General features: G+C 54.1%; 14 protein-coding genes and 1 pseudogene. 14 read left to right on the forward strand and 1 reads right to left on the reverse strand.

Features of this window, described 5'->3' with window-relative positions; genetic code table 11:
- Positions 1-39: 39 nt before the first annotated feature.
- From E9954_RS33115 to E9954_RS21295, 12 genes and pseudogenes are all read left to right on the forward strand, one after another.
- On the forward strand, positions 40-3,360 hold the full coding sequence (locus E9954_RS33115) for a sulfatase-like hydrolase/transferase (protein ID WP_222847267.1): 3,321 nt from the start codon (positions 40-42) through the stop codon (positions 3,358-3,360).
- Positions 3,361-3,567: 207 nt separating this feature from the next.
- A complete protein-coding gene (locus tag E9954_RS21245) occupies positions 3,568-6,414 on the forward strand; it encodes a sulfatase-like hydrolase/transferase (RefSeq protein WP_136081307.1) in 2,847 nt (948 codons plus the stop codon).
- Between the two features lie 196 nt (positions 6,415-6,610).
- Positions 6,611-6,847: a hypothetical protein gene (locus E9954_RS21250; RefSeq protein WP_136081308.1), complete on the forward strand. Its 237-nt coding sequence runs from the start codon at positions 6,611-6,613 to the stop codon at positions 6,845-6,847.
- Positions 6,848-6,868: 21 nt separating this feature from the next.
- Entirely contained in the window at positions 6,869-8,275 is a 1,407-nt protein-coding gene (locus E9954_RS21255) for a sulfatase (protein WP_136081309.1), read from the forward strand.
- Between the two features lie 107 nt (positions 8,276-8,382).
- A complete protein-coding gene (locus tag E9954_RS21260; RefSeq protein WP_136081310.1) occupies positions 8,383-10,023 on the forward strand; it encodes a sulfatase family protein in 1,641 nt (546 codons plus the stop codon).
- Positions 10,024-10,053: 30 nt separating this feature from the next.
- Entirely contained in the window at positions 10,054-11,583 is a 1,530-nt protein-coding gene (locus E9954_RS21265; protein WP_136081311.1) for a sulfatase-like hydrolase/transferase, read from the forward strand.
- An 84-nt stretch (positions 11,584-11,667) separates the two neighbouring features.
- A pseudogene (locus E9954_RS21270) lies at positions 11,668-12,009 on the forward strand (family 43 glycosylhydrolase); the annotation flags it as partial.
- A gap of 243 nt (positions 12,010-12,252) precedes the next feature.
- Positions 12,253-13,143 (forward strand): PEP-CTERM sorting domain-containing protein, encoded by an 891-nt coding sequence (locus E9954_RS21275; protein ID WP_136081313.1) that lies wholly within the window; start codon positions 12,253-12,255, stop codon positions 13,141-13,143.
- Positions 13,144-13,677: 534 nt separating this feature from the next.
- Positions 13,678-15,144 carry a sulfatase family protein gene (locus tag E9954_RS21280; protein WP_136081314.1) on the forward strand — a complete coding sequence of 489 codons (1,467 nt, stop codon included), beginning with the start codon at positions 13,678-13,680 and terminating at the stop codon, positions 15,142-15,144.
- Between the two features lie 3 nt (positions 15,145-15,147).
- On the forward strand, positions 15,148-16,620 hold the full coding sequence (locus tag E9954_RS21285; RefSeq protein WP_136081315.1) for a sulfatase family protein: 1,473 nt from the start codon (positions 15,148-15,150) through the stop codon (positions 16,618-16,620).
- Between the two features lie 189 nt (positions 16,621-16,809).
- Entirely contained in the window at positions 16,810-18,405 is a 1,596-nt protein-coding gene (locus E9954_RS21290) for a sulfatase (protein WP_136081316.1), read from the forward strand.
- 1 nt (position 18,406) lies between these two features.
- Complete coding sequence (locus tag E9954_RS21295; RefSeq protein ID WP_222847268.1) at positions 18,407-20,044, forward strand: sulfatase family protein; 1,638 nt, start codon at positions 18,407-18,409, stop codon at positions 20,042-20,044.
- Positions 20,045-20,311: 267 nt separating this feature from the next.
- On the opposite strand, the gene E9954_RS21300 is transcribed toward E9954_RS21295, so the two are convergent.
- Positions 20,312-21,445: a Fic family protein gene (locus E9954_RS21300; protein ID WP_136081317.1), complete on the reverse strand. Its 1,134-nt coding sequence runs from the start codon at positions 21,443-21,445 to the stop codon at positions 20,312-20,314.
- Positions 21,446-21,874: 429 nt separating this feature from the next.
- Here E9954_RS21300 and E9954_RS32690 point away from each other — a divergent pair, with 429 nt between their 5' ends.
- Together E9954_RS32690 and E9954_RS21310 are read left to right on the forward strand one after the other, a co-directional pair.
- Positions 21,875-22,153: a type II toxin-antitoxin system RelE/ParE family toxin gene (locus tag E9954_RS32690; protein ID WP_168442486.1), complete on the forward strand. Its 279-nt coding sequence runs from the start codon at positions 21,875-21,877 to the stop codon at positions 22,151-22,153.
- Complete coding sequence (locus E9954_RS21310; RefSeq protein ID WP_136081319.1) at positions 22,150-22,455, forward strand: helix-turn-helix domain-containing protein; 306 nt, start codon at positions 22,150-22,152, stop codon at positions 22,453-22,455. Before E9954_RS32690 ends, E9954_RS21310 begins: the two co-directional genes overlap by 4 nt.
- Positions 22,456-22,593 lie beyond the last annotated feature (138 nt).

Consider the following 22,593-nt stretch of genomic DNA (forward strand, 5'->3'; position numbering starts at 1 on the left):
TTTACAACCAAAGGCCACCCTCAAATGGAGAACAGCAGAATGAAAAAAACAGTACTCTTGTCACTGAACGTTCTTGGAGCCGTTTGGGCCTGGGCGTCTGCTCCCGTCGGGGAAACGGTTTGGCTATACCATATTGATAATGCTTCCTACATAACCGCCGACGCGGAAAACGACTATGCGGTTACCGCGCTGGGGACTTCTGCCATCGGCGATGCCCAGCAGTTTGTCATTGAAGATGTCGATGGCACCAACATTGCGCTCAAGGCGTTTATCAACGGCAAATATGTTCAGCCCCGAACCGCCGACAAAGACAAACTCTATGCCGAAGCAACCTACACCACCAATTCATTGACCCACTTCCTTTGGTCTGACCTGCCTAGTGGCAAGGTGCGCTTGACGTGCGTTGGCGATACGGACGAAAATGCGAATGTCAGCCCTGGCGGAGCTTCTGAAATTCTGCGGTCGAACACCGCGGAAACCGGCTCCGAGACCGAGTTTTCCTGGGGGATCGTAGATGGCTTGTTGCCCATCGACAGTCTGGTCTATTCCGTCAATGACGAATCGGTGACCTTGGATTGGGATGACGATACCTCGGGGACTCTCGATTTCTACCGGGTCTACCGTTCCTCCGAAAGCGGAACCAATTTTGTGGCGATCGCCACCAACGTGGCCGAAAGCACGTATGCGGATGTCGGCATGCCCGGCGGCATCACCTACTACTATGTCGTGACGAGAGTCGATTTCAGCGGTGTGGAGTCGGGATTCAGCAACGAAATCGCGGCGGTGCCGAACGAGGTGGTACGGTTGCAGCATCTGGACGCCGTCAACGCGGCAAGTGTGCTGACTTCAAGCGGCGTGGTGACCCAATGGATCGACCAGACCATCGGCGGCAACCATGCGGTTCCAGGGATTGGAAACACGCTTTATCCGAGCGTAAGCCTTTCCGAATCCGGTCTTCCGGGGGTGGACATGCAGTCGGGACGCAACAGCCTCGAACTCTTTTCAGCGGGCGCATCGGACGTATGGCTCGACCAGTCGGGCGGCTCCAACGGATTCTGCGTTTTGGTCGCCCTCAAGTGCGATTCGGTTTTGGCAGGCGGAAATGATGTGCTCGGCAACTCGGGATTCGGCCTGGGCTTCAGCGGAGCAGGGGATCCGCAGGCCTGGCTCGGCGGGCAGGCGGTCACGTCTTCGAGTCCTTGGAACGTCGAAGGCGGCGATACGCTGGTGCTGGCATTCAACTACGATGACGCAACGGGGGCGTACGATTTCTGGGAATCGAAAAGCGGCACATCCACCACGGGCACCTTGGCGGCTGCCGATTTTTCAACGGCGGAGCCGGTGTCGCTCGGCAGCGCCGCATCAGCCGCCCGCTACCTCGACGGCATGGTGGGCGAGGTGAAGGTGTTCGGCTCACGCCTGAACCCGACCCACTTCAAGCGGCAACGGAATCGCCTGATGGGAAAATGGTTCAACCGGCCGAACATCGTGCTGATTTATGTGGACGATTGGGCGTGGAATGGTACGCCCATACGGATGGATGACCGCATGCGGAACTCGGGCATGCCTTCCATCATGGAAATGCCGAACCTGGAATCGATGGCGCAAAACGGCATGGTGTTCCGCAACGCCTACGGTTCGCCGCAATGCACCCCGGCGCGCGCCTCGATCCAGACCGGCCAGTCGAACCCGCGTAATGGTATAACCGTATACATGGGCAATTCCGGATATTATGACGACGATTCCACTACGGAAGGGGAGAAATACTACAATTTTCCGGTGATCGCGAATGGTTCGAGCCGTACCTTCAGCCCGGCAGCCGTGACGATTCCCGAAGCGCTTGCACCGTTGGGCTATGCTTGCGCCCATATCGGTAAGTGGCATATACGGGATGGTAGTCCCGGCGATGAGGGATATGCCAGACATGACGGGCCGACTTCGAATGACGAGGGGAACAACTATGATGACACGACCGGTCTGGCCGGGTTGGAAGATCCAAAGCTGATGACGCAGATCACCGACGACGGCATCGCCTTCATGGAGGAGCAGGTGGCTGCCGGGCAACCTTTCTACCTGCAGCTTTCCCACTATGCCATGCATGGAGGATGGGAATGTAGCCCCGAGTCACGGGCGCGCTACCAGAACCATCCGGATATCGTGGCTTATAACGGCGGAGAAAAGAATCCGGAGAAGATTAACCACACTAAAGATCCTGCGGTCTTCCTGGGCATGGCCTACGAACTGGATCTGAAGATCGGTGAAGTGCGGCAGAAACTCGTGGATCTGGGAATCGCCGACAATACCTATGTCATCATGATGGGTGACAACGGCTACCGCCACGACTTCTTCGATGAGCTCTCCGGCCTTTCCCAGCCGCTTCACATGCAAAAGTGGTGGTTGTGGCAGGGGGGCATCCGCGTGCCCATGGTGGCGGAGGGTCCCGGAATCCCGGCGGGTTCGTTCACGGCGGCCAACGTTGCGAACTATGATTTCCTGCCGACCTTCGTTGATTGGGCGGGCGGCGATCCGGCCCGTGTGCCGGATCTCGACGGCATCAGCCTCGCCGGACTGATGGAGGGAGAAGCGCCCGGCGGGGATTTTCTCGACCGTTCGCTCTATTTCCACTTTCCGCACTATCGCAACACCATGCCGCATTCGGTGATGGTGAAGGGGCAGGAGGCCGTGGTTTATTTCTATGAAACCCCGGTGCGGTTTCCCGCGTGGGAGCCGATCATGTATTTCGATATCGGAAACGACCCGGGGCAGTACCACAACATCTATCCGGAAAATCCGGCGCGCGCCGGCGCGCTCTATGCCGATATGACCAACTACTTCGCTTCGGTGGGTGCCCGCATACCGCTGGTTCCCAATACAAACTATGTCGAATCGGTCTACATGAACGTCAGCGAATATGACAAGCGGGTTGCCGGGGGGCCGTTTATCGGTACCCGTACGGCGGAAAGCGATGAGTCGGGCCCAACCACGTTCTCGGAATATTGGATGGATTCCTGGGGCGTGGACATTGGCTCATCGACCAACGATTTTGATGGCGACGGAACGCTCAACCTGGCGGAATATGCCTTAGGCGGAAATCCGACCAATGCGCTGGATCCGGGCGCTATTCCGACCTTCACCCGGTCTGAAGGTGGCTTTAACTACACCCACATGCGCCGCAACGACGACTCGGGACTGCTTTACACCATCGAGTCCACCACCAACCTGGTTTCCGGGGTCTGGACGAATGCCGGTTATACCGTGGATGGAATTCATGCGACTGCCGGCACGTTCGACTCCATCACCAACGCCATTCCGGTTTCCGATGACGATACATTCATCCGGTTGAGGATCGATCAGCAATAAGCAGATCCATATAGAAGTAGAAGCACGAAGGATGGCGGAAATCTCCACTGTTTTGGCGGAAAATACCAAGCGGCATTTTTTCGAATATGAGAATCTATTTCAGTTAATGGCTCAACGTATGTGGATTGAGATGCTTAGGGAAGTGGGTGGAATGTCCCGCCAGCACGTCCGAACACACGAATGGAAATGTAAAGGGCTGAGGAATATATGGTGAAAAGAATACACACTATAAGCGCCATGTTGGCATGGCTTCTGGCGGCGGTCGCGACCCCGCTTTGCGCGGAAGTTTTGATCGATCTGCAGACGATCAGCCCGGTCAACAGTCGCTCCGCGACCTTTTCGAATCTGGGCGGTTCCGTGGCCAGCAGCGACTCCCAGTTGGTTCCTTCAGGCACCCTTTCCGCTTCCGGAAGTCTGGTTGCCGGCGAAACCTTTGGTGTTACGATTTCGGGCGTAAGCGACTGGAGCTATGCCGCTGCGACTGGCGCTGGCAGCGTGAACACCTATTTGAGTGGACTGACCCCCGCAAACATTGTCGGGCCCAACGATAAAGGCTGGGGGCTCGCCGGGGGCGCAAATGAGGGATTTCTCGCCGGTGCGGGCGAGGCGTTGGTTGTGACCTTCAACCTCAGCGGGTTGACCACGGCACCTTCGTCGGATTTTCGGTTGAAGGGGATTGTTTTGGGCAGGATCGGCGATACGGACGCTTATAATTACATGGTCATCGATGCGTCCGGGAATGTGGTTACCGCATCGGCCTCCGGCCGGACCAGTGAAAACCTTTTTCTGGATATCGTCCTTCATGATGGCGACTCGTTGGTGATCGGCCACGAAGCCGATAGTTTCAGGGTGGATGGTTTTATGGTCGATGTGCCCGCGCCGCCTGTTTCGCCGCCAACGGATGTGATCGCCATCGGGGGCGATGCGCGTATCGACCTGTCATGGACAGCGGCGGCGGGGGCGGTCCTGGGCTACGAGATTGACCGCTCAACGACTTCAGGCAGCGGGTTCTCCACCCTGACGAATGTTGCAACGCCGGCATTCACCGATCTTGGGGTGACCAACGGCCAAACCTACTACTATCTGGTTTCTGCGGTCTATGCGGAAACCAATGTGGCGGCAGCGGAAGTGTCCGCCCAGCCCATCCAGGCCGCTCCCGCGAACAGCCCCAATATCATTTTCTTCATTGTCGACGACCAGGTCAAAGACGAGGTCGCCTGCTATGGCGGCGAGGTGCTGACCCCGCATCTTGACCGACTCGCGGCGGAAGGGATGCGGATGGATGCTGCGCATGCCGTGTCCTGCGTGTGTACCCCCTCGCGCTACGCCATGTTCACCGGGCGTTATCCGGGAAATTCAACCTGGCCTGCCTATCTGGAAGCCTACCCGACGAACCGGCACGGCTCTCCCGAATTCAACGTGGGGCTGGAGGACGACAACATGAATGTCGGCAACGCGCTTCGGTTGGCAGGCTATGTGACAGGGCATGTCGGCAAGCTGCACGTCGGTGCCGATCATGGCACCGGTCTCAGTCCGGACGATGATCCCGAGGATCCAGCCGTGATTGCTCAATGGCAAGCCCACGAGCTTTCGACCCGGCAGTGGGTCATGGAGCGCGGCTTTTCCTGGGCGAAGCATGTTTACTCGGGAAATATCGAGGATCCCTACAATAAGCATAATCCCGATTGGACCTTGGAGGCAGCGCTCGAATTCATCGACCTGAACCAGGACCGGCCGTTCTATCTGCACTATTGCACCACCATGATGCATGGCGGGCCGAACAACTGGACCGACGCATTGGATTATCCGCTGTATTCCGGTGCCGGCCTGCTGGCCGAGCCACCCAACGTGCCGATCGTGCGCAGCAATATCACGGCGCAGGTCGATGCGGCGGGATTGGATCCAGACACCTATGGCTTCACCTGGATGGACGCCACCGTCGGCGCCATGCTCGATAAGCTCGACGCATTGGGCATTGCCAGCAATACACTGTTTGTCTTCATCACCGATCACGGCACGGATGGCAAATTTTCGCTGCTCGACCACAACGGCACCAGCGTTCCCTGCATCATTCGCTGGCCGGATGTGGTTCCGGCGGGGTCTGTTTGCTCCAATCTGGTTCAGAACACCGATATGGTGCCGACCTTTTTCGATGTGGCCGGAGCCACGGTGCCCGAAGGGTACCGGATCGATGGAACCAGCATTGCACCCATCCTTTCCGATCCGTCGACCAACGTACACGAACATCTCTTTTTCGAATTGGGCTACGGCCGGGCCGTCCGCACGGACAAATGGAAATATATTGCCATCCGGCACAGCACCAACAGTTTTGCAGATGTCGAGTTGGCCAATCTGCTGAACATGCCGCAAAAGCTGGCCTATATAGGCAACACGAAGAGAGTTTCGAGCCATCTGGAACTCCGTCCTGACTGTTACGACCTGGACCAGCTCTACGACCTGGAAAACGATCCGCTCGAACTGACCAACCTCGCCTATAACGTGGCCTATGAGGGGCAGCTGAATATGATGAAGGCCATCCTGACCCCCTACCTCGAAGCGCAGGGGCGTCCGTTCGGGGAATTTGTTCCCGGCGAGGACTCGGTGCCGATCGATCAGGTTCAGCCCTATGTTGACCAGCTGGAGCTGGTCAGTCCGACCGACGACAATGATTTTGAATATGTTTACTCCATTAACGGAACGCCCTATTGGTGGCTCTATGAACAGGGACTGACCAACGATGCCTACGAAGCCGAAGATCTGCTCGACACCGATGGCGACGGACTCGTCGCGTGGGAGGAATACATTGCCGGAACCATCCCGACGCAAGCCGGATCAGGATTGACCGTCGAAGCGGACGTCCAGCCTTTGGGAGCCGGTTTTATTGTCCGCTGGCCCAGCGTCGCAGGACGCATCTACACCGTAGAGCAATCAACCAATTTGTTGAGCGGTTTCCAACCTTTGGAAACCCGCGTTGCAACCCCGCCGGAAAACGCCTACACCGGCGCGGTGCAGCAAGCCGGCGCCTACTACCGCGTCCAGGCTGAAATGGAATGAGCTGAAGCATCAGAATAAATTCGTAAGGTCGGGGGTTGGCGGAAATCACCACAGTTTTGGCGAAAAATCCCAAGCCATGATTGGGGGGCTTTGGGAAACTTATTTCTTATGTAGGGAATGATGACGAGTAGATGGTTTGCGGATAATCGCTGTCTGCACTCCGAGCATTGGAAAACGAATCCGGGGAAGGATTGAGATGAAAAAGCTACCCCCGAGTAGACAGCAAGTGGCCCGCCAACGGCAGAAGTATGAAGAGACGCCTCGGCTTAAAATCTGCGAAAACTGCGAACACTACCGCAGTACGTTTGTTGAAACGGAATGGGGCGGATACGAAGAAAAACTCAGGCGCTGCACACTCGGTGGGTTTGCTGTTAAACGAAAAAGTTCGTGCGCCGCGCACGAGTTCCGCTCTCTATGTGCACAGGGTGGATGATTCAATCCTTTTAAGAGAAGAATGATGAAGAAATACATAATGAAGACAACCTCGCTCATGCTGGGCGGGTTGCTAATGGCTGGCGCCGCATCGGCAAAACCCCTGAATGTGCTGTTTATCACGATCGACGATTTGCGGCCGGAAATCGGCTGTTACGGCAACGACGAGGTCAAAACGCCGAACATGGACCGGCTCGCGAACATGGGCGTGAAATTCAATAAAGCCTACTGTCAATATCCGGTCTGCAATCCGAGCCGGGCTTCCTTTCTGAGCGGTAAGCGTCCGGATGAACTGGACATTGTTTCCAACACGATTCCGCTGCGTGAAAAGTGGCCGGATCTGGTGCAGCTTCCGCAGCTGTTCCGCGAGAATGGTTATTTCACTTCGGGTATGGGAAAGCTGTTACACAAAGGGCTCGATGAAAACGATAAGCCAACCTTCTTCCGCGACGACGTTTCCTTCGAGCATCAGTTCAGGGCGATCGGGACCACTCCAAAGATTGGAAAAAAAGGCGAAGGCCGCAAGCTGGGCGACGGCTCCATTGTCTGGGCGCGCTGGGTGGCTGCTGAGGGCGGTGATGAAGCTCAGGCCGATGGTATGATCGCGGCCGAAGCGGTACGTGTTTTAGAGGAAAATCACGACAAACCCTTCTTTATCGGTGTCGGCCTGCATAAGCCCCACGATCCGTTCATTGCACCGAAGGAATACTTTGAAGATTACCCGCTGGACGAAGTGAAGCTGGTGAATGAGCCGGAAGACCGTACGCCATTGGAGAAGCATTCGCTGTCCAACAAAGATTTCTTTTCCCATTTCACGGAGCAGGACCAGAAAGAGTTCAAGCGTGCCTATCATGCCTGTACTACCTTTGTTGATGCACAGGTCGGTAAGATTTTTGAAGTCATGGACCGGCATCAGCTGTGGGACAACACCATTGTCCTGTTGATGGGCGATCACGGGTATCACCTCGGAGAGCGCGGCTGGTGGAACAAGGTTACGGTTTTTGAGCGGGGTGCGCGCGGTCCGTTGATGATGTGGGTGCCCGGAATGTCGTCTATGGGTGCGGAGACGGACTCGGTGGTTGAGTTTGTCGATATTTATCCGACCCTGGTGGATCTGTGCGGGCTGGAAGCTCGACACGAACTTTCCGGTAAAACCATGCGCCCGGTGCTGCAGAATCCTTCCAAAGATTGGAAAAAAGCGGCGTATACCCAGGTCACCCGCGGCAGTAAAATGATGGGCTACAGCGTGCGCGACGGGCGCTACCGCTACATCCAGTGGGGCGTTGACGGCGAGAGTGGAACCGAGCTTTACGACCACGAAAAGGATGATGGTGAATACTACAACCTGGCTGATAACCCGGAATATAAACAGGTTCAGAAGAAGATGGCTAGATTGTTGAAAGCCGGCTACCCCAACCTAGGTAAATAAAAAATGTAAACGCAAAGGCGCCAAGAGCGCAGAGTTCCGCAGAGCTCTGCGCACCTTTGAGTCCTCTGCAACTTGGCGTTGAAAAAATAAATGCGAAGCCATAGAAAATGAAAAAGAACCTGATCCTCCTATTTGTTTTGGCCCTGAACGTGCAAGCGGCGCAGAAGCCCAACATCATCGTCTTCCTGACCGACGATCAGGACAAGGAATCCATTGGTGCATACGGTGCCGAGGCCTGGACGCCGAATCTCGACCGCATGGCGGAAGAGGGGATGCTGTTTCACAACGCGTATGTAACGAGCACGGTCTGCACGCCGTCACGTTACAGCTATCTGACCGGGCGCTATGCCAGCCGCTCCACCCATGAGACGTTTCTGCATGCCTGTCCGGAAGGAGCACAGGCCGATCCGGTTTTTAATGTAGGACTTGAGCCGGATAATCTGAACGTCGGCGCCATGATGAAGGCTGCGGGCTACCGGACGGGCTATGTCGGTAAGTTTCATGCCAGCGGCATTGAAGGGCTCAATAAGCCGGAAGACTATGCGGCTTTCGGCATGGAGTTTTTGTCGAAAAAGGCTGAGGAATCGCCGGAGACGACTGAAATCTTCCGCAAGAACGAGCTGGCCGCCCGCAAACTGCTGACCGACCGCGGCTTCGATTGGGCCAAAAATATTTATCTGGGCAATATGGTAAAGCCCTATACCGATCACAACCTGGAATGGACGATTGATGCCGCGCTGGAATTTATTGAAGAGAGCAAAGACGAGCCGTTCTATCTCCACTTCTGCACCACGCTCGTCCACGGTCCGGATGCTGAGTGGTATCGGTCCATGCAGAACCCGTTGTTTTCCGGTGAAGGAGAGCTCGATGCGCCTATTGAACCGGAGGGCATGCTGAGCCGCAGCAAAATTCTGGCCGAGCTGGAAAAACGCGGGCTGAATCCTGAAGAGGGGCACGCCGGCTATTCGTGGGTCGATGCCGGCGTCGGTGCGATTCTGACTAAACTTAAAAAACTCGGGCTGGATGACAATACGCTCATCTTTTTCACGGCGGATCACGGCTCGAACATGAAGGGTTCGCTGTGGGATCTGGACGGTACCTGTGTTCCGTTTATCGCCCGCTGGCCGAAGGGAATCAAAGCCGGTTCGAATAACCGGGATCTGATCCAGAGCATCGATATCGTGGCTACGGCCTACGACCTGGCGGAAGCCAAACTGCCGGCGGCGTATCCGCTGGATGGACACAGCCTGGCGCCGCTGTTCGGCGGAAAATCGCCCGCAGGGTGGCGCGACCACCTCTATATCGAGCTTGGAAATGCCCGGGCAATTCGGACGCAAGATTTCAAATATATCTCGATCCGCTATCCCGAGGAAAAAGTGGAGCGGATTCAGCAGATGCCCAAAGAGCGTGCGCTTGCGCAGCTCAGTCCGCTCGGACGGTTGGGTATCGGTGTGCGCGGCGCGGCGAATCCGAATTTCTGGTATGAGGATGGCCTGTACCGGATGGATAAGGATCCGAAGGAACTCAATAATCTCGCGGTTGATCCGGAGTATGCTTCGAAACTGGCTGCGATGCAGAAACTGTTGACGGCTGAACTGGAATCGATCGGTCGCCCTTATGGAGAGCTGGTGCCCGGCGGCAATGCCGTGCCGCCCGGTCAGGTGGATGAACAATTGGAGCTGGCCCGGCAATGTAGGTTTGTAGGTAAGAAAATCATTTTCCCCGAAGATGTGTCGGGGAGCAAATAGACGTTTAGAGAATACGTAAGGATTAAGCATATGAGAAAAATTTGTATTGGTTTATTTTGTGTGATGTTTTCGGGGTTGGCTGTTGCGAAAACACCGCCCAACATTGTGGTGATTCTATCTGACGACCAGGGCTATGCTGATGTCAGTTACAGCCCGTTCAGCCCGAAGGAAGTCAGCACGCCGAATATTGATAAGCTGGCGGCGTCGGGTGTGGTCTGTACAGACGGCTATGCCTCCGGCTATGTCTGCTCGCCGACCCGTGCCGGCGTGATGACCGGGCGCTATCAGCAGCGCTTCGGCATCTATACCGCCGGGCAGGGCGGCACCGGTATGCCGTTGGATGAAACCTGGATGCCAATGCATCTGAAGCCGGCCGGCTATACCTCCGGCGCATTCGGCAAGTGGCACCTCGGTATTACCATGGACTATCACCCGAACAACCGGGGGTTTGACTATTTCTATGGGTTCATGGGGCGCGGCGCACATGACTATTGGGAGCACAGTCCGGATGCGGATATGAAATTCGGCGGCCCGATCTTCCGCAATCAGGAAATTCTTCAGAATGAAGAGGGCTATATGACGTCGCTCATCACGAAAGAAGCCGTCGATTTCATCAAGCGAGAAAAGGACAATCCGTTTTTTGCCTATGTGGCCTACAACGCGGTGCACGCTCCACCGCAGGCTCCGGAAGAAGATATCAAGCGTTATGACACCGGCAGCGAAACCCGCGATATTCTCATGGCCATGTTGCATCACCTTGACCTTGGCGTCGGCGAAATCGTCCAGGCGCTCAAGGATGCGGGCGTCTATGAGAATACGATTATTTTCTATCTCAGCGACAATGGTGGAGCCAGTGCGGTGGAAGCAAACAATGCACCGCTGCGCGGTATGAAGCAGCACATAACGGAAGGCGGAATCCGCGTGCCGTTTATTGTGTCATGGCCCGGAAAACTGAAAGCCGACTCCTGGTGCAATGTGCCGGTCTGGTCAACAGATATCCTTCCGACCTCACTGGCCCTTGCCGGTATTGACCCGCTGCCGGGAACCAAGCCGCTGGACGGCAAAGACATCATGCCCGCATTGAAGGGGAATGTGGATCAGATTCACGACGCGCTCTACTGGTGCTCCGGCAGCGAAGGCAAATGGGCCGTGCGCCAGGGCGACTGGAAATACCTGTTCGATAAAGGCGAGACCGGGCTCTACAACCTGGACGATGATATCTCCGAAGAAAATAACCTCAAAGACGCTCATCCTGAAAAATTCCAGGCATTGGAAAAGTTGTACAATGACTGGTTTGAGCAGATGGGCGAGCCCGCCAAAGGCACCAAGCATTACGAGAAAAAGGCTTCGAATAAAAAGGCAAAGAAATCCGCCAAGGATGCCGCCGAGCCCAAGCCCGCTGCCAAGCCGAAGAAGGATGGTGATCTGGGCTACGGGTTCAAGAAAGACGGCACGCCCCGCAAGCTTCCGCCGGTAACCGGAACACCGGAAGAAAAGAAAGCCAAGCGCGAAAAAATGCGCGCTGAACAAAATGCGAAGCAGCAGGAATCCGCGGAATGAGAGCGTTGATCGTTATCATGCTCGCAGCGATGGTTTGTTTCAATGCCGAGGCTGCGAAGAAAACACAGAAAATAAAAGGAACCTATGAAATCATTTAAAAAGACCTTACTCATCACAACATTACTCATTTCCGGAATCAATGGTTTTGCGGCTCAGGAGCGCGCGCAGAATCCGATCGTAACACACATGTTTACCGCCGACCCTACGGCCCGTGTATGGGACGACGGTCGGTTGTACGTCTATCCTTCAACCGATGCATACCCGGCCATTGGCTGCTCTTTAATGGACGGCTACCATGTATTATCCACCGATGATATGGTGACCTGGACCGATCATGGCGAAATCCTGCACTCGCGGGATGTGGAATGGGGACGGGAAGAGGGTGGCTTTATGTGGGCCCCCGATTGTATGTATCGAAACGGAAAATAGTATTATTTCCCACATCCCAGTGCAACAGACCGTAAGACATCATGGAAAAGGGCTCCTTCGTAGTTCCATCGTAGCGAGGTACGAGCGGAGATGGTCTGTTTTCGAGAATCAGGAACGCCTTTACCCTGACTCAGACGCAATTCCGTGAAGAGCCTCAAATAAAACACCTGTTTCGAGAAAATCCGCTGTTTGGCGGAAAAAACCACTATTTTGGCGGAATAAACCAAGCCGGATCTTTCAGTGTATGAGAAAACGTTTATTCCATTGGGGAGCTTCGTCTTTGAAGGGGCACCCGTTTGGTTGAAAAAAAAACCATATGAAAAGGAGAAAAAAATGAAGAAGGTTTGCATTGGTTTGGCAATGGCGATGGCCGCAACGATGGCTTTAGGGGCCAGAATTGATACGACCGGTGACGGGAGCTGGACGAATACGCCGGTGGTCTGGTCGGGTGGTGTCCCGGGAGCAGCCGATACGGCGCGGGTTGGTCACGACGTAACGCTCAATACCGATTCTGTGATTGTAGATAAATTGACAGTTGGGCGTGGAACTGTTGGCGTTCTGACGATATCCAGCGGTGGAAACCTCATTGCCAGCAACGGTGTTACTATTGCCGACACCGCTGACGGAACGCTTATTTTGAATGGCGGTCAAATGAGCGTTATTAATGGTGGTTTGACCCTTGGCGCTGACACAGAAGTTGGAACCTTAACATTGAATACTGGCTCTATTGATGCCAATACCTTGGCCATAGGTACTGATAGAAACGCACCGAGCACAGTGAACCTGTTCGGGGGGACTTTTACTGTGAATAATGCTGCTGGGTTGGGCATCAAAAATGGTGGTAGTGTGTTGAACATCCAAAACGATGCGCAGTTAATCCTCGCTGGGGATGCGTTGGCCGCTATAGACGGCTTTGCGCTCACTAAAATTTTGTGGGCTGACGGCTCGGGGATGGCCGGCATTGGTGACAGCACCTGGGATAATGGCAGTGGATCCTATCTCCACGCTGAATTCGATGGAACGAACACCACGGTCTGGACAAACGAAACCATTCCGGAACCGGCGACGCTGGGGCTGGTTATGATGACGGCTACCGGTTTGTTGGTGATTCGCCGCAGATTTATGCTCTAACGGGACGGGAGAAACGAACAGGAAATGGAATATTTTCCTGTTTTAGAACTCTTCGAGCGCAACCTGATTTTTGTTAATCAGGTTGCGTTTTATTTGGTGCTGCCTAGGGTGATTCACTAACCCCGATTGCAGATATTTAACAAAATAATTTTGGGCACTGTGTGCAGGTTTGAGGAGGAGAAGGTAGCGCCTGGACTCAGCGAAATATGAGCGTGGGCCTGGCTGGCCGTGCGTCAGAGTGCGCCGGATCTACGCTCGCTTAGGCGATCTAAGTTCAGGCGGTACTGCCTATCTGCGGTCAGAACGTTCATGACTCACAGGCTTGTTTTTCTTTTCATATTTCAGGTCATGAGAACTTCTCATTTATACAGTTAAACCTCGGCTCGCAGAGCCAACTCAGGCAAGCGGCTGTTTCGAACGAATTGGGTGTTTGGCGGAATATGCCACGGTTTTGGCGGAAAATCCCAAGCTGTTTTATTATAGGATATGGGAAAACGTTAAGAGTACTCGGATAACGAACAGGAGAATGGATTGATGTTTAAAGGACTCATGGCCGGTGTTGCACTGGCCGCACTTTGTATCGCACCGGTTTTGGCGGAAGAGAAACCGAATTTTGTGATTGTGCTGGGGGACGATGTCAGCTGGTCGAGTTTCGGTTGTGTTGACGGGGGCTTGTATACCCGAACCCCTCACATCGACAAGCTTGCGACGCAGGGGGTTCGTTTCGCGAATTTCTCCTGCTCCGGGGCCCAGTGCAGTCCGACGCGGCATGAGCTTTATACCGGATTGCTGCCACCGACCAGTGGTGTTTATTCCAATGGGAACAAGCCTGCCGGAAACTATAAAAACATGGCCCATTATCTGAAAATTTTAGGATACAACGTTGGCTTGACGGGGAAGACCCATTTCGACACATCTGAGTTTGAAACGGTTTCCGGGTTTACAGTCGGTGCGAATGAGAACGCACCGACCTGGGAGTTGAGTGGGGTGAAACAGTTTATCGAAACCGCTCAGGCCGGGGAAAAACCCTTCTGCATGGTTATTGCTTCGGTGCACGCGCACCATCCGTGGACGATTGGGGATGTTTCTAATTTTCCGTTGGATAAGATGGTCGTGCCGCCTCACATGGTTGACGGCCCGGTTACCCGCGAGGCGCTGGCCATCCACGCGGCGGAGGTGGAAGACCTGGATAATCAGGTCGGCGCGACGATGAAGCTGCTTGATGAGATGAACCTCAGCGACAATACCGTCTTGATCTTTCTGAGCGAGCAGGGAACGGCCATGCCGAACGGAAAATGGTCGGTCTATGATTACGGTACGAAGGCGTTGTGCCTGGTGCGCTGGCCGGGAAAACTCAAACCGGCGGTCACGGACGCGGTCGCGATGTATTGCGACATTGTTCCTACGATGGTGGAAATGGCGGGCGGAGAGGTGCCGGTGGTGGACGGCAAGAGTTTAGTTTCCGCTCTCAAAGGGGAAACCTCGGACCATCGCGAGCACGCTTATATCGTTAATCAATTCGGCGGCTTTACGCAACGGGCCATTCGGGACAAGGAGTATAAGTTCATTTGGACCCCCGAGCAGGAGAATGATTACTACCTCAGCGTTTTGATGGACCCCAAGAGCGGCAAGTTTTTCGCGAAGGCCTGGCGCGAGTGGCTGGAAATCGCGAAAACCGATCCTGATGCCCAGGCGAAAATCGATCGCATCGTGAAACAACCGGAATTTCAACTGTTTAACATTCAAAAGGATCCATGGGAGGTGGATAACCTCGCTGAGAATCCTGAATACGCGGGGAAAGTAGCCGAGATGCATGCCCGGCTGAAGGCCGATATGGAACGGTTGAATGATTCATTCTCATTCGTGGATCCTAAAGCCGCTAAAAAGGCTCAAAATGCAAGTGCTGAGGAAAACGCCAATGCCGGGAAAAAGGGGAATGCGGATAAAAAGAGTCGTGCTGAAAAAAAGGCCGAACGGAAAAAGAAGAGAGAGCAGAAGTAGACTATGAAACACGGAATTAAATCACACGTTGCAATCGCGATCGCCGCGGCCTCGATATGCACGGCAGTTGTCGCGAAAGCGGAGCGTCCCAACATCGTGATCATTTTTAACGACGATCAGGGCTATCAGGATCTGGGGTGCTACGGCTCGCCTGATATTAAAACACCGCGGGTCGACCAAATGGCCGCAGAAGGGATGAAGTTTACGGATTTCCTGGTGGCGTCTTCAGTTTGCTCGCCCTCGCGTGCCGCGCTGCTGACGGGGTGTTATCCGAACCGCGTGGGTGTGCCGAGTGTCTATTTTCCAGATCGTGGAAAAGGCGGGCTGGAGCCCGAGCATGTAACGATCGCGGAAATGCTGAAGACGGTGGGGTACAATACGGCGGCCGTAGGCAAATGGCACCTCGGCGACGAGCTGAAATATCTGCCGACCAACCAGGGCTTCGATTCCTATTATGGTATTCCCTACAGTAACGACATGTATCCGGCATCCACCATGAAATACGCGGACGACTGCCTGTTCCTCGAAGGCCAGAGCCACGAGACACTGAAAGAAGCGTACGCCGGCAAGCTGCGCAACGGGAATCCGATTTCACTGAAAAACAAGGTGCCGCTGATGCGCGGCGAAGAGTGCATTGAATTTCCGGCGGATCAGACGACGATCACGCGCCGTTTTACGGACGAGGGCATCGTATTTATTTCCGAGAGCGTGAAGGAGGAGAAGCCCTTCTTCCTCTATCTGGCCCATTCGATGCCCCATATCCCGTTGTTTGTTGCTCCTGAATTTGAAGGCAAAAGTGAACGGGGTCTTTATGGCGATGTGATTGAGGAAATCGATTTTAACACCGGTCGTATTCTGGATCACCTCAAGACCCTGGGCATCGAGGATAATACGCTTGTGGTCTTTACCTCGGACAATGGACCGTGGTTGATCATGAAGGAAAACGGCGGAAGTGCCGGACCGCTTTTTGAAGGAAAAATGACCACGTTCGAGGGCGGGCAACGCGTTCCCTGCATCATGAAATGGCCGGGGCATATTCCCGCCGGAACCGTGTGCGATGAGCTGGCCTCAACTATCGATTTGATGCCTACATTCGCGGCGATCACCGGAGCGGCACTGCCGACGGTTCAGCCCCTGGATGGAAAAAATATTCTCGACCTGCTGACGAGTCAACCCGGCGCGAAATCTCCGCATGAATTTTTCTTCTACGGCCAGGCTGCGGTTCGCCAAGGGGATTGGAAATATCATGCCAGGGAACACTTCAAGGTGAAGGAAACCGCCCGTGAGCATAAAGGTCCGACGCTCTACAATCTGAAGGACGATATTGGGGAATCAAATAACGTGATCGATGAACATCCGGAAATTGCCGCACGTCTCGCCAAGGTGCTGGAGTCCAATCCGAACAAACGCGTCGACGATGGAAAGGCTGTGAGCACGAAGGATAAGAACAAAAAGAAAAAGGGTAAGAAGAAGTAAACAGCTTCATTTTGTTGTTAGGCATGGGGTCCAATTCCCTGCTGCTGGCAGCGAGTAATTTGTAGGGCTGGAATGGCTGAGGCACGATGCCTTCCAGCCGAGCGGCAGGGAAGGTCTCCTTCGTCAACCGTTCCCGCCCTACCAAAAAAAATGCGCATGGTCCGATAGTACAGTTACAAGGAAACAACTATGAAAACACATAAGAAATCTACTCTTTTGGTTGCTGCAGCTTCACTTCTTCTTGGGAGTGTGGCCGCCGCAAATTCGAAGCCCAATATTGTTTTTATTCTGGTGGATGACATGCCGTGGTATGGAACCGCGACCATGCAGGAGGAAGGCTTTGGTGGATCGGCGATGAAGTGGCGGAATACACCGAATATCGATACCATCGGTAAAGAAGGCATGGTGTTCGCGAACGCGTATTCGGCCGCCGGTATGTGCGGGCCGTCGCGGTGCAGTATTCAAGTGGGAATGACGGCCGCCAGAACCCGCTATAGCGGAAATGGAAACTTTGGTGACGACTGCACATTTGAAGTGAGTTACATCGAAAAGGTAAAAGGGGCGCCTTTCCTTGAACCGGAGCCCATGGGATCGATACATCCGGATTTTAAAACCATGGGGGATGTGCTGAGAGAGCAGGGGTATGCGACTGCGCATTTTGGTAAATGGCATGCCTATGGCGGTGGACCCGAGGCGCGTGGTTATGACGAGAGCGATGGCGAAACCTCGAATGCCGAAGGTGGCCCTCAACTGTGTACGGATCCGAAAGATCCGAAGCGGATTTTCAGTATGACCCGCAGCAGTATTAACTTTATCGAGCGCCAGGTCGCATCGGATAAGCCCTTCTTTGTCCAGATCTCACACTACGCGGAACACAACCAGCAGATGAGTTTGCCGGAGACCTTGAAAAAATACACCGGCAACCCGGAAATCAAAGCCATGGAGAAAAGTGTGGCCAGGGAGGTGGCGACGCATGCCGCCGCGGTCGAGGATATGGATACGTCCATCGGTATGGTCATGAAGAAACTCGATGAACTCGGCATCAGTGATAACACGTATGTCGTATTTACCTCCGACAATGGTAAAGGGCTGTATAACGGCAAAGACCGGATCCTGCGCGGTGAAAAATGGTGGCTTTGGGAAGGAGGCATCCGGGTGCCGATGTCGATGAAAGGTCCAGGGATTTCTGCTGGGTCGCGCAGCTGTCTGAATGTGGTCGGTTATGACTTCCTTCCAACGTTTTATGATATAGCCGGCGGCGATGTGGCCCGTCTTGAGAATGTCGATGGAGTAAGCATCATGCCGATTGCCAAGGGTGGAAATGTCAAAGGTTTTAAAGACCGGGCCCTGTTCTTCCACTATCCGCACCATCGTAACACCACACAGCACTCTGTGATTATTAAGGACCACTATAAGCTTTTTAACTTTTATGAACTGCCGGAGCCGTATCTGTATGACCTGAAGAAGGATATCGGCGAAGTATCCAACATCGCAGGACAGATGCCGGAAAAGGTACAGCAGATGAAGAGTGAAATGGACGCCTATCACAAGCGTATCGACGCGCTTTTGCCTAAACCCAATCCGAACGCGTCTGAAAATTATGTCCGCTTTGATCCGGCTGTAAAAGTTCCGCCTGTCTGTGATCTGGTCGACGGAAAATTGCCAAAGCTGGATAAGAGCAAAGGGCAGGCGCCGGAGGAGAATCAGAGCCAAGAAAAAATGAGCAAAGAGGAGAAGAAAAAGGCGAGAGAGGAAAGAAGGAAGAACAAGAAGGCGGGTGTTTAACATGATCAAAAAACCCATAACAATTGGAATGGTTGCCGGAGCATTGCTGGTGGCGAATGCGCTAGCGGCGGAGAAACCGAATATCATCTTTTTCATTGTGGATGATTACGATAAGGCCGAGACCAGTGTGTACGGTGGGAATGTACTGACCCCGAACCTGGAGCGCATGGCAAAAAACGGCCTGACCTTTAACAATGCGCATATGACCAGTACGGTCTGCACACCGTCCCGCTATACCTGTATGACCGGACGGTACGCCAGTTCATCCTATTCGGATGCGCTTTACGCGGAATGCCCGGAAGGAACCCAGACCTTGCCGGCCTTTAATGTCGCGCTTGAGCCGGATAATATGAATGTGGCCCGGGTTTTGGCCGACAACGGGTACGTTACCGGGATGATCGGTAAGTTCCACGCGGGCGGACATCATGTTGAGGGGGGCGAAGCGGATATTCCCCAAAATACGCCGTATACCGATGAGTTGAATGAGAAGCAATATCGGCTCGAAAAACAGCACCGCGAAACGATCAAGTCGTTTGGCTATACCTGGGCGAAGAATATTTATATGGGCAACACGAAAGCCCCGTTTAAAGGACACAACCCGGAGTGGACCATCAGCGCTGCGCTGGAATTTGTCGAAGAGTTCAAGGATGAACCCTTCTTCCTGTACTACGGCACCACACTGCTGCATGGACCCAACAAATCGTGGTATCAGTCGTTGAAGGAGCCACTGGTTAGCGATGAAGGAATGCTGGAAAAACCGCTTGGGCTGATGGATCGCGAGTCGGTGATCACCCGATTGGAAGCCGCCGGGATTGATCCGGAGGAAAATGCCGGTTACCTGTGGATGGACGATACGCTGGGCCTGCTGCTTGATAAGCTCGAAGCGCTCGGTATTGCGGACAATACATTGGTCTGTTTTGTGGCCGACCACGGCTCGAAGCGTAAGGGTTCTCTCTACACGATCGATGGAACGGAAGTGCCGTGTATTATCAGCTGGCCCGCGGGCCTTAAAAAAGACGTCGTTACAGAGGAGCTGATCCAGAATACCGATTTTGTGCCGACCTGGTTTGAGCTTGCAGGGGCAAAGCTGCCCGAGGGCTATAAAATGGACGGCGTGAGCATGGCTCCGCTGTTCAGGGATCAGAAGACCCCGATCCGCGATTATGTCTTCAACGAAATGGGTGCTTCGCGGGCGGTCAAGACCAAAGAGTGGAGTTACATGACCCTGCGTTATACGACCGATCAGGTGGAGGCCATGCGCAATAATGAAAAAATGATTGGAAAAACGCTCACTGGCTTGTCGGGGGGGATTTCACGCGGTGCGAGCAATCCGAACGCGGTGAGTTACAACCAGCTCTACAACCTGAAAAGAGACCGTGCCGAAACGAACAATCTGGCCGATAACCCGGAGCATGCCGGGACAGTAAAAGAACTCCGCGCGATGCTCGCCAAAGAGCTGCTGACGTTTGAAGGCCGCCCCTACGGTGAGTTCGTGCCCGGTGGTAATGCTCTGGCCGCTGGAGCCTATGACGATATCCTGGCGAAAATAAAAAAACACCAGGAAAATCCTGTCTCAAAGAGGGAGAAGAAGAAGGAGAGTAAAAAGGCGGGTAAGAAGGGAAGAAGGAATAAAGAATAACCCTCCCGACGAACCCGGTAGCGAAAAACCATGGAAGACGTTTTTATTCGAAATACTTTTCATCACCCGGCTCTATGATTAGAGCCTGTGGGTGCTCCGCTTCGGCGGGGCACCCACTTTTTCATCTCGCCATCACGTTTGCTGCGATCTTTACAAAACTGCCGGGCATCCCCATCGAACCATTTCAGTGTCAGCGTCTTTGGAGCACCGTTCCAAAACAGCCTTATAGATCAAGTATGGTGGTGGTGTTTAGTGACAGATTTAGGATCAGTGTTCTAGGGATGGCTTATCCGGTTCGGCAAGACGGTAGCTAGTGCTACGTCCGCCACCGGGATTCTGGATAATGAGCCCCATGTCGAGTAGGGCGCGAATATCCCGCAGGGCAGTGTCGGTGGAGCACTTGGCGAGCTTTGCATATTTGGAGGTGTTTAGGTGGCCCTCAAAACCGTTCAGCAGTCGGGTAAGGACTTGGTGTTGCCGGTCATTTACTTTTACGGAGTTGGCTTTTTCCCATATACGGGCTTTGCGCAGGACTCCGGCTAGCGTCCCTTGCGCTCTATCGATAGTACGCCCCAGGCACTCGAGGAACCAAACCAGCCAGCGGGTGATGTCGAGCGTTCCTCGTTGGCTGTTTTTCAGGCTGTCGTAGTATGCATGACGTTCTGATTCGATCTGCGCGGACATGCTGTAATAACGCTTCGATGATTCGTCGGCTCTTGCCAATGCCAGTTCAGCGACAGCGCGTGCGATCCGGCCGTTGCCATCAGAAAATGGATGGATGGTGACAAACCAGAAGTGGGCAATGGCCGCTTTTATAACCGGGTCAATTTCCAAAGGCTTGTTGAACCACTCTAGAAAGGTGGCCATCTCGCCCTTAAGCTTTTCGGCTTCGGGAGCTTCGAAATGGACTTTTTCCCGTCCCATCGGACCGGAAACAACCTGCATCGGTCCACCTTCAGGTGGACGCCACGCTCCAACGGTTATGTCCCGCATTCCGCTGCGGCCCGTTGGGAAGAGGGCGGCATGCCAGCCGAACAACCGATCTTCGGTCAGAGGTTTTGAATAGTTTGTAGTGGCATCAATCATCATTTCGACAATGCCGTCGATATGGCGTGCAACCTGGGGCGATCCTCCAATATCCATACCCAGATGACGGGCAATGGATGAGCGGACCTGTTCCGGATCCAGCCTCTCCCCTTCGATCGCGCTGGACTGGACAATGTCTGAGGTCAATGTGATCAGGTTTGCTTCTTCCTGGAGATGATGAAGTTTGAAGCCCTGCAGCTCCATTTGGCCAAGCAAACGTCCCTGCCTATAGCGTAAGTCAGCAAGCAGGGGAATAAGCCTTTCCGAATCCCACTGGAACTCGGGCCAATTGTTTAATTGATGTATATACTTCATAATCACCGCTCCAATTGCGGTGATTAGGGGGCTTATTCACCGCAAGATCAAGATTTATTCACCGCATTATCTGCGGTGATTGTGCGGCTGTTCTCCGATATGCTCCACTGGATCGTGGTGGATTATGACGGTATCGCCTTCACCCACCGCTTCCCCCTCCCGCCCGGCCATGGCGCGTCCATCTCGCAAGCTCGCTGTCCACGCCCCTGGCCCCCGCCCGGGAACCGGGGCTCCTCGCGCTCGGGTTTTGAAGTGTCGCGCTCCGGAACGGCCACTCGGCGGCTACCCTGCGGGGCAGGTGGTGTATGTTTGGACTTGCCAACCCTATTGTTCGATGTATTGTACATAGTCATACAGAAGGGAAGAGGATGCCAGTGGTTACATTTGTGGAGACCAGCGTATTTACCCGTAGAATCGCAGGCATTCTCGATGACGATTGCTTTGCGGACTTTTCAGGCGGAACTGGCGCGCAATCCAGAAAAGGGGCCGGTTCTTGAAGGAACCGGCGGCCTGCGCAAAGTCCGATGGAAGTTGCCGGGTAAAGGTAAAAGCGGCGGTATTCGCATCATTTATCTGCATCTGAAGCTGAGAGGACGCATTTATCTTGTCTTCGTTTTTGCCAAGGATGAAAGCGATAACCTTACAGCTTCACAAAAGGCTGAGCTGAAGAAACTGGTGGAAGCCATTAAGAAGGAGTTCAGGAAATGAAGGATAAACTTTTTGATGAATTGAAAGAGAGTCTGGGCGAAGTACTGGATCATGCGCAGGGCAAAATCACCCTGAAATCGAAAGATGTGGTGATGCCGGATCCGCCCAGGCCGGTTACCGCGAAAGAGGTGGTACGCATCCGCAGGAAAGTGGGCGCAAGCCAGGCCGTTTTTGCCAAAATGCTGAATGTTGCCCGTGATACAGAAATCAGCTGGGAGCAGGGGCGGCGCACCCCCTCCGGCGCAGCCTTGCGCCTCCTACGCATTGCGGAGTCCCACCCGGAACACCTTCTGCAACACTGACCCGGTTCTTAAAAAGGTTTCCCCCGAACCCCCTTCCAAAAAATCCAACCATTGGAACGCTCTTGTTTTCCAATCATTGGAAACTTGATGTTCGGCATTCAGCGTTCGCCGACCCGCCACCAGATGGTTTCCCCCCAG

The sequence above is a fragment of the Pontiella desulfatans genome, assembly GCF_900890425.1.
GTDB classification, from domain to species: domain Bacteria; phylum Verrucomicrobiota; class Kiritimatiellia; order Kiritimatiellales; family Pontiellaceae; genus Pontiella; species Pontiella desulfatans.

Excerpts from the sequence above, each read along its gene's own strand:
- E9954_RS21310 (WP_136081319.1), top strand. The coding sequence starts at position 22,150 with ATGAAGGATAAACTTTTTGATGAATTGAAAGAGAGTCTGGGCGAAGTA.
- E9954_RS21260 (WP_136081310.1), top strand. The coding sequence starts at position 8,383 with ATGAAAAAGAACCTGATCCTCCTATTTGTTTTGGCCCTGAACGTGCAA.
- E9954_RS21265 (WP_136081311.1), top strand. The coding sequence starts at position 10,054 with ATGAGAAAAATTTGTATTGGTTTATTTTGTGTGATGTTTTCGGGGTTG.
- E9954_RS21280 (WP_136081314.1), top strand. The coding sequence starts at position 13,678 with ATGTTTAAAGGACTCATGGCCGGTGTTGCACTGGCCGCACTTTGTATC.
- E9954_RS33115 (WP_222847267.1), top strand. The coding sequence starts at position 40 with ATGAAAAAAACAGTACTCTTGTCACTGAACGTTCTTGGAGCCGTTTGG.
- E9954_RS32690 (WP_168442486.1), top strand. The coding sequence starts at position 21,875 with ATGACGATTGCTTTGCGGACTTTTCAGGCGGAACTGGCGCGCAATCCA.
- E9954_RS21290 (WP_136081316.1), top strand. The coding sequence starts at position 16,810 with ATGAAAACACATAAGAAATCTACTCTTTTGGTTGCTGCAGCTTCACTT.
- E9954_RS21300 (WP_136081317.1), bottom strand. The coding sequence starts at position 21,445 with ATGAAGTATATACATCAATTAAACAATTGGCCCGAGTTCCAGTGGGAT.
- E9954_RS21245 (WP_136081307.1), top strand. The coding sequence starts at position 3,568 with ATGGTGAAAAGAATACACACTATAAGCGCCATGTTGGCATGGCTTCTG.
- E9954_RS21255 (WP_136081309.1), top strand. The coding sequence starts at position 6,869 with ATGATGAAGAAATACATAATGAAGACAACCTCGCTCATGCTGGGCGGG.
- E9954_RS21295 (WP_222847268.1), top strand. The coding sequence starts at position 18,407 with ATGATCAAAAAACCCATAACAATTGGAATGGTTGCCGGAGCATTGCTG.
- E9954_RS21250 (WP_136081308.1), top strand. The coding sequence starts at position 6,611 with ATGAAAAAGCTACCCCCGAGTAGACAGCAAGTGGCCCGCCAACGGCAG.
- E9954_RS21285 (WP_136081315.1), top strand. The coding sequence starts at position 15,148 with ATGAAACACGGAATTAAATCACACGTTGCAATCGCGATCGCCGCGGCC.